Source organism: Aeoliella fuhlenseeensis, from assembly GCF_052161615.1.
Taxonomy (GTDB): domain Bacteria; phylum Planctomycetota; class Planctomycetia; order Pirellulales; family Lacipirellulaceae; genus Aeoliella.
Genome location: NZ_CP197417.1, coordinates 1,465,933 through 1,479,802 on the forward strand (window position 1 = coordinate 1,465,933; position 13,870 = coordinate 1,479,802).

8 protein-coding genes are annotated in these 13,870 nt (G+C 60.7%); 2 read left to right on the forward strand and 6 right to left on the reverse strand.

Going from position 1 to position 13,870, the window contains the following annotated elements:
• Window positions 1-3 precede the first annotated feature (3 nt).
• Together SH292x_RS05610 and SH292x_RS05615 are read right to left on the reverse strand one after the other, a co-directional pair.
• Window positions 4-2,346: a protein kinase domain-containing protein gene (locus SH292x_RS05610; RefSeq protein WP_442484604.1), complete on the reverse strand. Its 2,343-nt coding sequence runs from the start codon at window positions 2,344-2,346 to the stop codon at window positions 4-6.
• Window positions 2,347-2,402: 56 nt separating this feature from the next.
• Window positions 2,403-3,524 (reverse strand): FHA domain-containing protein, encoded by a 1,122-nt coding sequence (locus SH292x_RS05615; RefSeq protein ID WP_442484605.1) that lies wholly within the window; start codon window positions 3,522-3,524, stop codon window positions 2,403-2,405.
• 194 nt (window positions 3,525-3,718) lie between these two features.
• Between SH292x_RS05615 and SH292x_RS05620 the strand changes: the two genes are divergently transcribed.
• Window positions 3,719-5,089, forward strand: coding sequence for a hypothetical protein (locus SH292x_RS05620; protein WP_442484606.1), 1,371 nt, complete (start codon window positions 3,719-3,721; stop codon window positions 5,087-5,089).
• A 98-nt stretch (window positions 5,090-5,187) separates the two neighbouring features.
• Here the strand turns inward: SH292x_RS05620 and SH292x_RS05625 are convergent, their stop codons facing one another.
• From SH292x_RS05625 to SH292x_RS05640, 4 genes are all read right to left on the reverse strand, one after another.
• Complete coding sequence (locus SH292x_RS05625; protein WP_442484607.1) at window positions 5,188-7,065, reverse strand: AAA family ATPase; 1,878 nt, start codon at window positions 7,063-7,065, stop codon at window positions 5,188-5,190.
• Window positions 7,066-7,205: 140 nt separating this feature from the next.
• Window positions 7,206-8,723 carry a sodium:solute symporter family transporter gene (locus SH292x_RS05630; RefSeq protein WP_442484608.1) on the reverse strand — a complete coding sequence of 506 codons (1,518 nt, stop codon included), beginning with the start codon at window positions 8,721-8,723 and terminating at the stop codon, window positions 7,206-7,208.
• Between the two features lie 23 nt (window positions 8,724-8,746).
• On the reverse strand, window positions 8,747-10,594 hold the full coding sequence (locus SH292x_RS05635) for an FAD-dependent oxidoreductase (RefSeq protein WP_442484609.1): 1,848 nt from the start codon (window positions 10,592-10,594) through the stop codon (window positions 8,747-8,749).
• Window positions 10,595-11,399: 805 nt separating this feature from the next.
• Window positions 11,400-11,861, reverse strand: coding sequence for a hypothetical protein (locus SH292x_RS05640; protein ID WP_442484610.1), 462 nt, complete (start codon window positions 11,859-11,861; stop codon window positions 11,400-11,402).
• A 206-nt stretch (window positions 11,862-12,067) separates the two neighbouring features.
• On the opposite strand from SH292x_RS05640, the gene SH292x_RS05645 reads away from it, so the two are divergent.
• On the forward strand, window positions 12,068-13,630 hold the full coding sequence (locus tag SH292x_RS05645; protein ID WP_442484611.1) for an FAD-dependent monooxygenase: 1,563 nt from the start codon (window positions 12,068-12,070) through the stop codon (window positions 13,628-13,630).
• The last annotated feature ends 240 nt before the right edge of the window (window positions 13,631-13,870 follow it).

Here is a 13,870-nt window from a genome sequence, read left to right on the forward strand (position 1 = left end):
CTTTTACACCAACGCCGGGCGCTGAAGCGTTGGTTGATCGGTGCCATCCATCGCCATCGGGGCGACACTCGGACGGTGCATCGTCTCGCTCACGCGGCGCGCCCGGATGTCTTGCCACTCGATGTCGTCGCGCGTGTGCAATCGTGCCGCGGCGTCGGCGATATCGGGGTAGAACTCGGCCAAGTTCGCGGCGACTTGGAGCGGCACCACGTCGAGCGCCGCGGCGACGAACGTGCTCTCTGGCTGTTTCGTCTCGTAAACCCGCGCCAGCGGAAACTTGTTCCGTAGCGCCGTCGACTCGCGGAAACCCTGATTCGCCAGCACAAAGGCCGCGCGATGGTAGCTGCAGCCGGCCAAATGGAGTTCGAACAGGTTGGGAGGCAAGTCGCCCGCATCTCTGGACCGAAGACGCGTGCAGGCGAACGATTGCAAGCGGAAATCGCCCAGCGAAGCGAGCTGGCGAAACGCCTCGAGCACGCCAGCAGCCTCGCCGCTTGTGGCTTCTAGAGTGAGTTGCTCGGCGACAGAGTCGAACATCACCCGCTGGTCGATGCCCTCGTTGCGTGGCGGAACTGGAATCCACGCCGCGGATCGAAACGGAGCACTATTGGATTCGAACCGCGCGGAAGGTCCGCGCGGCGTCGCGCCGCCGACGTTGCCATGCCGCTGCACGTGTACCAGTTCCGACAGTAGCGAGTAGGTGTTGACGATCGACAACGACTCCACCGAGCCCGCTGACCGCTCGGGCATGGCGAACAGGGCGTCGACTTCGATGGCGATATCGAGATCCGCCGACATCGATCGCGCCGCCTGGGCTATGTCGATCGCGATGCCACTACCCGTTCCACCGCTAGTGCCCGCGAGCACCACCACACGAAGCTTCGTTGCCCGCGGGTTGGCGGACATCAACTGATACAGCTTGGCGTACAAACCATGCAAGATCGTCTCGGCATGATCGACTGCAGCGATGCGACCCAGCGGACGATAACCCCGTGTTTCGAGCGACCGCGGAATATTGTACAACCATCGCCGACTTACCCAGCTCAACAGGTCGCGCGAACCATCGCCGTATTCCTTGGGGCGTTTCAGCGGGATGTGTACCAGTTCGTCGGCGTGAAGCGGATGCGAGGCGCGATGAATCGCGGCTTCCTTGAGCGTCTGCCGATCGGTGTCGATCGCGAGCCAAGCGACTCGATCCGCCGTGTCCAATTCGACCAGCCGATCGCGTGCCGAACCGAACATCGCAAGCCCCAGCCCGCCAATCCCAACGATCAGCGTGGGGGAAGTGGTTCCCTCGGTAACATCGACCTCGGGAGCCTCGACCTCTTTCACCACAGCGTCGAGCGCGGGGTAGTGGAGCTGCAGCGCGGGCACGGGCTTCGGCGTCCATTCGAGGCCACTAGCGGGCGCGGCGGATCCCGCGTGCCGAGCGACGGGCTGCGTGTGGAGATTCGAGTTCGCCTCGGTGTCGATGTTGTCATTCGCTTCGCACGCTAGGGAACCGGCATTGTGCGGCGATGCGACACGCACCACCGCAGGTAGCCCACCGGAAACCAGCGCGTCAATCATCTCGCGGCACGAATCAAAGCGATGCTCTGGACGCTTCGCGAGTGCACGACCAATCACCCGGCGATCGCCTTCCGTGAGCATGTGCAGCACGGGCTCGGCTTGTGTATGCTGCTTCGCGAGCTGCGCGGGAGTGCGACCCGAGAAGGGCAGCTGCCCGGTAAGCATCTGCTGGTAAACAATGGCCAGGCTGTATTGATCGCTTCGTGAGGTGGGCGCGTCGTCGAACACTTCGGGAGCCGAGTACAGCGGCGTCATGCCCCCCATCAGCGAGTTGATGGTTCGCGAAGCCAGCTCTTTCACGAGCCCGAAGTCGCCAAGCTTCACGTGATCGCCAACAACCAGCAGGTTCTCGGGTTTGATGTCGAGGTGCTGAAGCGAATGGCTTCCGACCAAGTAGTCCAGTGCCTCGGCCGCGTCGAGAAGGTACTTGAGCAGCTCTTCGCGCGGAATGCCGGTCGAACCCGCCGCTTGGTGCTTTCGGAAGCAGGCGTCGAGGCTCATGTCGGCTAGTTCGGTGACGATGATCAACCGGCCGGCTACGACTTCAAAACGTTCGAGCGAGATGACGAACGGATGCCGCACCGAACGAATGCGCTCGAGACTGCGAAGCTCGCGCTCGGCAAGCTCTTCGTCGCAATGTCCGAACACCACTTTAACGGCCTTCTCGACTCCGCCCGGCGCAATCGCTCGCCAAACCTCGCCATACCCACCCGAGCCAATGCGCTCGCAGGCGGTGTAGCCGTCGGGCAGTTGAAGGGTGAGGGGCGTAGTGGCCATGACGTTGCTCGTGAAAGTCGTGTGCGTCGCCGCGTGGTCGTGTAGCGGAAATGGTGTTAAGCGTGAGCGGCAGCGTACGACTTCGAGGCCGACCCGCTCGCCGAATGCTGGACCAAGTGAATACCCAAGTCGCGGCACGCGGCAAGGTCGTCTTCGGCCGTGCCTGCGGGCAGGGCGACTTCGATTCCCTTCGCGCTGCAAGCAGTCTGGACGATTTCGAGCCGCTGCAAACGCCGCGGCTGCTGAGCGACTTCACGAACCACTGGCTTCGACAGCACCAAGCAATCGGGCAGCAGACTATTCATCGCCTCGATGCTTGCCGCCCCATCAGCAAATTCGTCAAGCACCACCGCGTAGCCACGATCGACCACGCGCTCCAGCAGGTACTGCACCTCGGGCGTCGCGGTAGCCGATTCCCAGTTGATTCGAAGTCCCAGTCGGTGGGGCGAGCTCAATAGCGAGGCCACTTCGTCGAGCGCCGCAACGAGTCGCTCGTCGAGCGACTCGGGATGCATCACCTCGAGCAGAAGCCCGCCGTGGTTGCCGCGAGCATCGAACTCTTCTGCCGCTAGATGCCAACTGAGTAGTTCGAGCCGCGATGCCACACGGGTCGGCGACTTCGCATTTCCTTGCGAGATCACGTCGTCGAGCGGCGCGAGCACGTGGCCCGCCGACCAAAGCTGTGCGTCGGTCCGTGAGTCGACAATGCTGTTCCACTCCAGTGGCAATGCCTGCAGCAACAGCACCTCGCACAGCCCGCGGGCGAGGGCGAGCTCCGGCGTCGTGCCGGGAAGTTCAGCGGCAGGTTTCTTTCGTGGAAGCGGCTTAGTGAGCGTCCTTTGCAGTCGGCCCAACGCCGCGCAAAGAAAGGTCAGTTCGATGTCGGCAATGGTAACCAAGTCGCCATCGACCAGCGGTGCTTCTCGCACGGGACGCCCATTGAGCGACGTGCCATTGGTGCTGTCACGATCACGAAGACAAAAACCCGTGGGTGTGCGGACGACTTCGGCGTGCTCGCGCGAGACCGAAGTGGAATTGATCTGCAATGACGCCGAAGCAGCCCGGCCAATCACAAACGGGAACTGATCGAGTTCGACGCATTGCAGCTTGGTGCTATCGAGCGGGTAGAACTCGAAGCGCGGCCGCGTGTCGCTCGGTGGTTGCGAGTTCGATGGCACAGGGCAAGCCTCGTAAAAGGACAGGATAAGGTCGCAGTAGGCGCGCTCGCTACCGCCGTGGGCGCAGCCATTCGGTTAAACTCTAGCTTACAACTTGGCGGTTCGCGCCTCGGCCTCGAGTAAATGCTAGACTCCCTGTTAGGTACTCGGGGCGAAAGCCTCCTGCTCATCATGCTCTTGGGAGTCACCACGTCGTGAAAACCGGCACCAACGATCTGTCCGTCACCATTCTGTCGTCTGATCGCGAACTCCTGTGCGATCTGTCGTGGACCCTCGGTTTGTTTGGCTATCAGGTCACGCCGACGTGCGACTTCAGCGACGAAAGTCCCTGCCGACGCAACCTGAAGCCGGGCATTTTGCTCGTCGACGCCCGGCCTGATGGGGTTGGCGCGGATGTGCTGCCTTTGCCGGCCACCAGCGACTATGTTTATCAAATGGCCATTGCTCCGCCCGAGGCAGCCGAGAAGTTGATGCTTGCGGGTGCGGATGATGTGGTGCGTTACCCCGTGAACATCGGCGAACTCCTCACGCGTTTGCGAGCGGGTGTGCGGCGACTCGAATTCGAGAGCCGCATGTCGCGCCGCCAACGTCGCGACCCCGAAACAGGACTGCTCACTCGCGAGACGCTGCTCACCAAACTCACGAGCTCGAACATGACCCCGTCCGCCACCACGTGGGTGGCCCTTGGCATCGACTGCTTTGCCGAGATCAGTCAGCAATACGGACTCTCAGCGGTGCGAACGCTCAAGGCGACGCTTGCCCGGCAAATCGCCCACGCACTGCATGAAGGCGAGTGCGCGGGGGTGCTGGGCGACAACGCGCTGTTCATCGCCCTCGCCCGAGACACCGCCGCCGCTCATCAGTTCGCCGACGCCATTGCGTCGCGGTTCAGCAGCAACGATACGCTGGTTCGCACGCTGCGCTCGCTTCCTACGCTTACCGCAGTACACGGCGACTGGGACGTGACCATTGCACCCGCCGAACAACTCGATCGCTGCGCGTCGGCCCTCGAACAGTCGTTCTCCTACGGTGGTAATCACATCGCCTCGGCTTCCGAAGTCCAGCAGCGTGTCGCCCAGTGGCGAAGCGACCTCGACACCGGCGTGCCGTTCGAGGAAGTGATCGCCCAGGACTTGATGGAGTTCTTCCCAGCCATCCTCACCCGCGAACAACTCGACGCCGGATTCGACCGGGCACTTCCTGCCGCGGGCTTGCAGTTGCCTTGCCTACCTGTGGTGGATGACGAAGGCCGCCTCACCGGATCGCTCACGTTTACCGACGGCCCGCGTCGTGGTGCTCGCGGAGCGCTGATGCCCCACATCGTGGAGTACCATCAACCACTCAGCGAGCTCTTTGAGGCGTTCAACGCCACCGAAAGCGACTACCTGGTGGTGGTCGACGGTCGTCAGCGCCCGATTGGTTACCTCACTTGCGAGAGCCTCGCGAGCCTGGTGCTCGACCAAATGTCCGCCGAACGCTATCGCGCAGGCGAGCAATCCGAGTTCACCACTGCTTCGCTCGTAGTTCCCGTCGGTCCGTGCGTTGCCGAACCCGTGGGTGTGTGAGCGAACTCGTTAGAAGTGATCTCGAAAACGCTCCGACGACCTACGTGTCGTCGGAAGGAACGTCGGTCAACGCTTCATCCTTGACACTGTCCTCGACATCATTCCTTCCCCGACATCGCCGTGAAGTAGTTATTCACCGCGTGGTCGAGAATCTCAGGCGTTGCAATCACAGGGATCTCGTTGTACTCGCAGTAGTGCAGCGCCTGATCCAATAGGTCGCGGGCTTGGCACCGTCGAAGTGGTCGGCCGCAGGAGTCGTAGTGGCGCTGAAGCAGGTAGTTCAGCGACTCGCTCGGGCATTCGACCTTCAGCTTCTTCGAGAACATCTCGAACAGCTTGATGAACTCCTCTCGCGAGGGAGCTCCGATCTCGATCTTGAACGGAATCCGCCGTAGGAACGCGTCGTCCGCCAAGTCGTGGGGTTCGAGGTTCGTCGAGAAGATAATGAGTTGCTCGAACGGCACTTGAATCTTCTTTCCATTCGCGAGGCTCAGGTAGTCGATGCGATTCTCAAGCGGAATGATCCAGCGGTTGAGCAGCTCGGTGGGATTCACGCGCTGGCGGCCGAAGTCGTCGATCAGCAAGCTCCCACAATTGCTCTTGAGTTGCAGCGACGCTTCGCTGATGTGGCTCACGGGATCGTGCTTGAGTTCCAGGCTGTCCATCGTCAATTCACCACCCACGACCACCGTGGGGCGGCGGATGCGAATCCAGCGTTGGTCGTGTTCGTTGTGCCGCAGTAGGCTCGACATCTGCGAGTTCACGCGTTCGTGACACGCCGCGTCGTACAGCTTGATGATCTGGCCATCTTCGATGATTGCATAGGGGATCAGCACGTTTTGGCCGAAGCACCGCGTGATGCGCTGGGCGATCGTTGTCTTGCCATTGCCGGGCGGTCCGTAGACGAACATGCCTTTGCCAGCGCTAATTGCTGGACCCAACCGAGCGAGCATCTCCGGCTCGACGTTGATGTCCGAAAACGCTTCGACGAGTCGGGCTCGCTTGGGCTTCTCGGTTCGGATGGTCTGTGCTTCGACCGACGCGACGTAATCATCCAGCGGCACGGGCGCGGGTCCGGCGTAGGCGCATTCCTGCATCGCCAGTCGTGCTCGTTGACGCCCGTTGTCGGTGAGCTGGTACACGTAGTCGCCCAGCATCGCCGACCCGGTGGGCGATAGGTGCTGGCGGTTGCGGAGCGTTGTCAGACAATCCTCCAGCACCGCGAGCGGCAAACACAGGACCTCGGCGATCTGCCGTCCCGTCATTGAGCCGGCATTCTGCACGATCTTCAGGATCAAATCTTCGATCGCCGCGCTCGAAAGTCCTGTCTCTGCGAGCGTTTGTGGCTCTGGCGGCAAGAAGCCTTCGTCGAGGCCGAGAGAACTGACGAGTCCGCTCTCCACACGCTTCTTCCCACCAAAATCGGGCATGCTCGGCGGCGGTGTCCGCGTTATCGATACCGGCGGTGTGGGGCTGACAAGGGACGGAACGCTCCCGTGCGATTCGGTTGCAGGCGATTCACTAACAATAGCGCGAGGAATGGTCGCCCCGAACGCCGGTTCCGGCGAAGTTGGTGTCAGCTCTTCCGCTTCGCGCCGAATTGGCGCTGTCATCTGCATCGGATCATGCGGTGGGGTATCACTCGCTACGTCAGCTCCCGCGAACTGGCGTTCCTCTTTGAGCTTCGCTGTCAGGTTGCGGCTCAACTGCCAGCCGAAGTTCGTCAGCTGAAATCGCTTGGGCACCTCCGACTGGCGAATCAGTTGCAACTCAATCAGATGCGGGACCGTTTCGCAGCACCGCATGGCGTACGTCGGATCGGCCGGATCGTAGAGCTTGTCGATGCCCGCGCGTATCGCCGGACCATGCGTATCACTCCGCGTGGCGATCTCGAAAATGCCGCGATTCTTCGCCGCTAACTGAACGACCGCCTGCTCTTCCGCGAGCAGGGTTTCGGGATGTTCTATCGTATGCATCGAGATGGCTGCCAAGCGAGAACGTGAACGAACATAGTTCCAGCTAAAGCCTAGCTCACCCGCGAATTCGCCGCACATCCGCGAAGGAGGACTCCTTGCTCAGAGATACCGGGTAATCGTTATCATCATTACAACCGGACTCAACCTTGTGCTCTTGCTCGCATCTTTTCCCAAAGGCTGATCGCCACCAGCACCAACGCGGTTACCGCGATTCCCGGGACGCCCAGCCATAGGAAGCTGATCCGCTCGTCCGCAGGTACCATCACGTAGAAGCGATAGGGGACGAATACGCCGACCGCCATCCCTGTTACGAGCGCGGCGGTAGCGGCGTTCGCGGTGGCCCACTTCGTTCGCACCCCCGCGAGCACAACGACGAGCAACACGCCCCATAGCGATAGAATGATCTGGCTGATCTCCATGATCGAATTCTCAATCGACGACCCTTTCGATAACATGGCCAGGGAAAGTAGCAGCACCACGACTCCCCACGCGAGGGTTAGCAGTCGACCCAACGCGACTTTGCGACCTTCGGTCACTGGTTCGATACCCCAACGCTGCAGGAAGTCGATGCTGGTCACCGTGGCGAGTGAACTGAAAATCGAGGAGATGGTCGACATCAGTGCCGCGAGCATCGCCGCCGCCAGAAGTCCTGGGAGCGGTGCGGGAAGCGTTGTGGTCACGAAGTGCGGCAAGATTTTGTCGGCTTCGAGTCCCACTGGGGCTTCGGCCACATGATTGTAGTAGTAGAACAGCAACACTCCGAGTCCATAAAAGATTGCCATCACCGGCACGGCCATCGCGGTTTTGATGTACACGGCACGCTTCGCGTCGGCGAGGCTCCCCGCACTGAGTAGTCGCTGCACCACCAACTGATCGGTTCCGTAGTCTTGCAGGGGCCTGAGAATCGAGTAGACGAATAGCAATGTCCAAAGCGAAAGCCGATCGGATAGTTCGAAACGATAGAACTCAGGCGAAGCGACAGCGTTGAACGCGCGGCCGTGGTCGCTGGCGTACGACCACACGGCGGCGTAGTCGTGTCCGATGAGTGACGACAAGCACCCCCAAATCACGATGACTCCCAGAAGCATCACCACGGTCTGCATAAAGTCGGTGAGCAGCACGCCTCGCATGCCCCCCAGTGCCGTGTAGAACGTGGTGAAGAGGACCATCGTGACGATCGTCCACCTCGCGTCCCACCCCGCCATGGCGTCGAAGAGTTTCGCCCCCGCGTAGCACGCCGTCGCCGCGGAAAGCGTGCGACCGATGAGGAACGCCGCCGCTGCCAGCGTGCGGGCTCGCCAGTCGAAGCGTTGCTCCAGGTATTGGTACAGCGTGCAGTTATCGCCTCGGGCGTAAAAGAACGAGAGAAACAAATACACTGCAAGAGGCGTGAACAGTGCATAACCCACCGATCCGAGCCACATGGTCAGTCCATGTCGATAGCCTTCGCTTGGTGCGGCAACGAACGTACTGGTGCTGAACAGGGTGGCGAATAGGCTTACCGCGGCGACGAGCGGCGTTGCCGTGCGGCTCGCCATGAAATATTCGTTCTCGGTGGCTTGTCGCCGGCTCGTCCAGATACTGATGGCAAACGTCGCGGCAAGGTAGGCGACGAGCACTACCCAGTCGATGGTCGCGAGCGATGCGTGAGTATCCATGTCGGTACGAGCAGTTTAAAAAGTTAGTAGACGCGAATCTCACAAATGCGTGCATGATCGATGCCGCCGGTTGCATCGACGATTAGTCGCAATGCATCGATCTCACCTACGGCGAGCGATCTTACGACGCGGCGCTGGTAGTTGCCGGTCACGCGATCGACTTCGCACCACTCGCCATTTCGTCCGACTTCAATCCGAAAGTCGGTGACGCATTCGGGCGGAGTCTCGCCCCAACGCATTTTCGCCGTGTACGAGTCGGCGTGGCTGAGGGTCATCACGCGATGCAGGCCGGTGTCAAACACGAGTTGAATACGCGTTGGCGTGATCACTTCTCGCCATTCCAGTTGCAGCCAAGCGGGAAAGCCTGCCTTCGGATCGCTCATCCAGCGATGCGTGCCGGGCGTAGCTCGTTCGGCTGCGACGCCGTTTGAACCGTGAACGCTACGGGTCGGACCTTCCACGACGTTCGCTGCTGGCCCGGCGAGTTGCTCGCTCGACGCGGCGATGGTGGCTTGCTTCGCCAGGTCGCGTGGGTCCTCGTTGGTCACTTCGATCAAGTAGGCATCGTCTTCCAGTAACTGCTGCTGGATTGCTTGGATCGCTTGGCGATCGAGCGTGAGCTCGTGCGGCGAACGCTCGTGCATCACGGCATAAGCGGCTGCTGTTCCCACTCCTTGCCCGATCTGGGTGCATGTTGCCATCACTCGCGTCGATGCGAAGGCGATGTGCGTGGCCGAGATGTTGCGACCCGCGAACATCAGGTTCTCGACGTTCGTGCTGACGCACGCACGCAGCGGGATATCGTACAAGTAAGGCACCGCGTGCTGCGTGCAGGGAGGTTCGTCCACAGCGTCGACTCCCATCACGGGGTGCGTGTCGATGAACCAGCCGCCGTAGGCAATGGCGTCGTCGTGAGGAATCGACTGCACCACGTCGTGCTCCGTAAGGACGTACTGCCCCACGAAACGTCGACTCTCGCGCTTGCCGGGCAGGAAGCCTAACCATTCGAGGGCCCAGTTCTCCGCGCCGTGCTCGCCGCCGTTCTTCACGTGGTCCCATGCCCCCAGGACGATGGCGAGCAGCTCGTGGCGGATCGTTTCGTTCTCGGCGATCGTGTCGAGATGACCACCCCACTCGATCCACCAGTACCCGTACTCGAGATTGAGGTCGCCGTGATAGCCCGAAGTCGAGGCGTGCGGTCGAAGTCGAAGGTCGTCCTCGCTGAACTTCCTCGCCCAGCTGGGCGCGACGAACGGCATGGGGCGGTCGTGTTTCTTGGCTTGGAACATGATGCTCGAACCAAGTCGCATGTTGTCGCTAGTCTCTTGAGCGAGCGATTCACCATGTTCGGCGTGCGACTCGCGACCCTCGACGAATTTCGCCCCCGCCTCGAGCCCAAGCCTTCCATCGCCAGTAGCGTCGACAAAGACCTTCGCGTGAATCGCGAAGGTGTCTTCGGTCGACTGACGTTCGGCGGTCACCGAAGTGATTCGATTGCCTTCGATCTCCGCCGCGGTGACGGTGGTGTTGAGCAGGAGCTCGATGTTCGGCTCGGCATGGACTTTGTCGTACAGGATCAGGTCGAACACCGAGGGCGATCGCTGCGGATTGCGGACGCAGTTCTCCAGGCGGATCTCTTCGATGATGCCCGACTCGCGGGCTTCGGTTTCGAGCTCTCGCCCGCGGTTGCCACTCTGATCGGCACCGACGATGTGCATGCGGATCTCGCTGGAGGCGTTGCCGCCGAGCACAGGACGGTCCTGACACAAGACGACGCGAACTCCCCGTCTTGCCGCAGCGAGCGCGGTTGCCACACCCGCCATTCCTCCGCCGGCTACCAACACGTCGCAGTCGAGTCGTTGGTGGCGCATAGAGGCTTATATATAAGGGAGCGTGAACGGCGAGAGTGTTGAGTGTATACCACGGAATGCCACTGGTCCATGCTGTTGGCCAGTGGCTGGAAATGTCGCATTCCGCCACTTTTTCATTGGGTGCGACATTACTCCCTCTCCCCCGTTGCGAGCTACCGCTGTAAGTGCTTTCGCGCGAAGTACTTACGAAGCGGGTCTCGCAAGACCGCCGAAGGGTAATGTCGCACGTAAAACCCGCACGTGCGACTTTACTCTGGAACCCCGCGCGTGGTCCTTCTGAGGGGCCCTTCTTTCCAGGCATACAGCCACGACCCGAAGGATGGCGTCGTTTAACAAGCGGCCACAATGGTAGTCGAGATCCTTCAGTCGCTTAGGCTCCTTCAGGATGACAAAATTGTGGCGCGAACCTCAAGCACGCGCACACTCGTCCGCCTGGCGATTTCAACGCTTTTCAAGTTGTCAAAGAACGCACGTTCACCACTGTGGTGAACGTGTTCATGAGAACACAAGTGAAGCGCGCTTTCTAGTCACATTTTTGAAAAAAGTCGAAATAGTTAAAGGGCCGACACTCCCGGGAAAAATCGTTTAACGCCCAGCCGCAGGCGCCGGCTACGTGGGCCAGCGGAGGAATTTGTGGGAACAGGAGCAAACGGAGAGAACAGAGAAGAATGGGAGAGACGGGTTCATTGGCCCACGCCGCCCCCTTGGCTTGGAGCGAGCAGGTCATGCTACCCCATCTAAACTAGCTGGCGTGAGTCGCCGGCGTCATGCCCAAGCTAACTACTCTGAGATCGTACGACCGTTATCAGAACTTTCTGGTGTTCTTCTCGTACTCGGAAGTGGTAAACATGTCGTCCAACTCTTGTTCCGATACTTCGACACCAGATCGAACCTTGTTCACAAAATCCTCTGCGGACTCAATGTCCCCAGCCTTGACTCGACAGGAAAAGAGGCATCCCTTGTCGCCGTCGAAGAAGTACATGGAAATCGGATAGGCCATCGCCATCGTTTCAAAGTAAGGTCGGGACCGGTGAAACACGAAATCGGCGATCTCCTGCGAAGCCTCCCCTTCGAACAGGTAATGCTTACTTTCTTGTCGATGCAGTGAGACGACGACGTGCGAGGCTTGGCGAACAAGCGACCTCCTTTGCCAGTCGGGCCAGCGCATGGCTAGCCAAACCGCGACCAGCGAAAGTAAGATCACGGCCCCGATCCGGATCGCCGATTGGTTGAATCGCCCCTGATATGCCAAGTGGTTGCCTCCCATATGGGGCCTGCTGTTCTTCGTCCGATCATTCTACGGAGCGTATGCAGTCAGTCTAACACCGTGAAGCGAGAACCGCACAGCGAAGAACGATGTGGTGCGGCGGTCTTTTTCGGTCGGCAAAGCCACACTTGGTGGTCGGCATGGGAACCTAGCTTGGTACAATGGCGAACTTCCCACTTCCGATAAAAATCCAACTCACCGACCCAATGCCCAAGTCCCCCCAAGTTCTCGTCGTTGGTGCCGGTCCGACTGGTTTGTTGCTCGCTGCGGAGCTCGAGCGGCGGCTTGTGGGGTGTTTGGTGATTGATGCCAATGCCGCGCCGCTGGAGTGGGATCGGGCGACGGTGGTCCATCCGCGGTCGCTCGAGGTGTTCGAGTCGCTGGGGCTGGTCGATCGGTTGCTCGACGAAGGAGTGAGGCAGCGGGTGATTAAGGTTTACTCCGACGGCGGCTCGCTCGGCGAAATCGATCTCGCCGACTGCGGTAGTCGCCATGGATTCAACATTGGCATCTCCGAGCAAGTCGTCGAAGCGCACCTGACCGAGTATCTCGAGCGGCAGGGGGGATCGATCCTGCGGTCGTCGCGGCTAACAAATCTTGAAGAAGTGGAAGACGGACTCGTCGCGACGTTTGATCACGAAGGGGAGTCGCAGAGCGTGCGCGTCGCGTGGGTCGTCGGTTGCGATGGGCTGCACAGCACCACGAGGTCCCTGTGTGGCATCGAGCACGTGGGGCACGACATCCCCGAGCCGTGGGCCGTGTTCGACGTAACGCTTGCGGGATGGCAGGACACGTACGAGGCGAATTACGTTTATCTCGACGAGGCGCCGGTGATTCTCACGGCGCTTCCGAATCGTCGATGGAGAGCGTACGTGCGGCCGCGGACGCAAGAGTGCGACTTGGTGGCCGAGACGGCGGAGATTCTCTCGCGTTACTATCCGAAGGTCACGTTCGAAGACATAGAACATCCGACGCGATTCCATTGCCATGCGAAAGTGGCGTCGCGGTATCGAGCGGGCAGGGTGCTGCTCGCTGGCGATGCGGCTCATGTCTGCACGCCGGCCGAGGGGCATGGCATGAACTGCGGCATGCAGGACGCGTTTAACTTGGCGTGGAAGCTCGCCCTGGTTTGCCGAGGGGAGAGCGACGCGGCGCTGCTCGATAGCTACGAAGCCGAGCGGCGACCCGTGGCGCTGGCGATCGTGGCGTCGGGCGATGCGGTCGAAGAGCTACAGACCATGGCCGATGCGACGGCGCGTCGAAGCCGTGACGAGACGCTGCGAGCGATGATCGCCGACCCCACGTCGAGGCACCACGAAGCGGTTGCCGAGGCGGAGCTGGATATCGATTACAGTGGCTCGCCGATCGTGATGGGCTTGAAACACGACTCGCTGCCACCAGGTGCGAGGCTCCCGAATACGATTGAATTGCGGTTAGTGAGTGGCGAGAGGTGCCGCCTGCACGAGGTTGGCCATTGCGCGGGGCACACGGGACTCGTCATTGGTGGACCGTCGGCTGACGCTGCTCGGCTACTAGAGCTGAAGGACGCACTCGAATCGCGGCGCGATGAGCTGATGCTGGACGTCGTGTTCGTGTGTACGACGCAAGCGGACGAGCACGCCACGGTTGCGGCGGAGTGCGCGACGATATTGGGTGTGGAGGAGATCACGCTGCTGGTGCTTCGGCCGGATGGGCATGTGGGTCTTCGTGCGGAGGCGGGGCATTTGGAAGCGGTAGAGGAGTACGGAAGGTTGCTCGCGCGTCGTTGAGAAACTTCTTGGGTGGCAGCGACACTTGCCCGATTCGTACTTAGCCATTCCGTTGAGCTCGGCTCGGGCACGTGTCGGTGTCGCTTGCGACAAGAGGTGCATCGCTGCGACATTCACTCATCGGTGTTTCTGTTAGTTCATGCAAAGACCTCTTGTGCTGAGCACACCGACAATCGGCCGAGGAGGGGGATAGACGTGGTGGAGGTTTAAGCGGCCGAAAGTCGGTGCCACCCGTCGTAC

Coding starts and splice junctions, on each gene's coding strand:
- SH292x_RS05610 (WP_442484604.1), bottom strand. CDS start 2,346: ATGGCCACTACGCCCCTCACCCTTCAACTGCCCGACGGCTACACCGCC.
- SH292x_RS05625 (WP_442484607.1), bottom strand. CDS start 7,065: ATGCATACGATAGAACATCCCGAAACCCTGCTCGCGGAAGAGCAGGCG.
- SH292x_RS05630 (WP_442484608.1), bottom strand. CDS start 8,723: ATGGATACTCACGCATCGCTCGCGACCATCGACTGGGTAGTGCTCGTC.
- SH292x_RS05635 (WP_442484609.1), bottom strand. CDS start 10,594: ATGCGCCACCAACGACTCGACTGCGACGTGTTGGTAGCCGGCGGAGGA.
- SH292x_RS05640 (WP_442484610.1), bottom strand. CDS start 11,861: ATGGGAGGCAACCACTTGGCATATCAGGGGCGATTCAACCAATCGGCG.
- SH292x_RS05645 (WP_442484611.1), top strand. CDS start 12,068: ATGCCCAAGTCCCCCCAAGTTCTCGTCGTTGGTGCCGGTCCGACTGGT.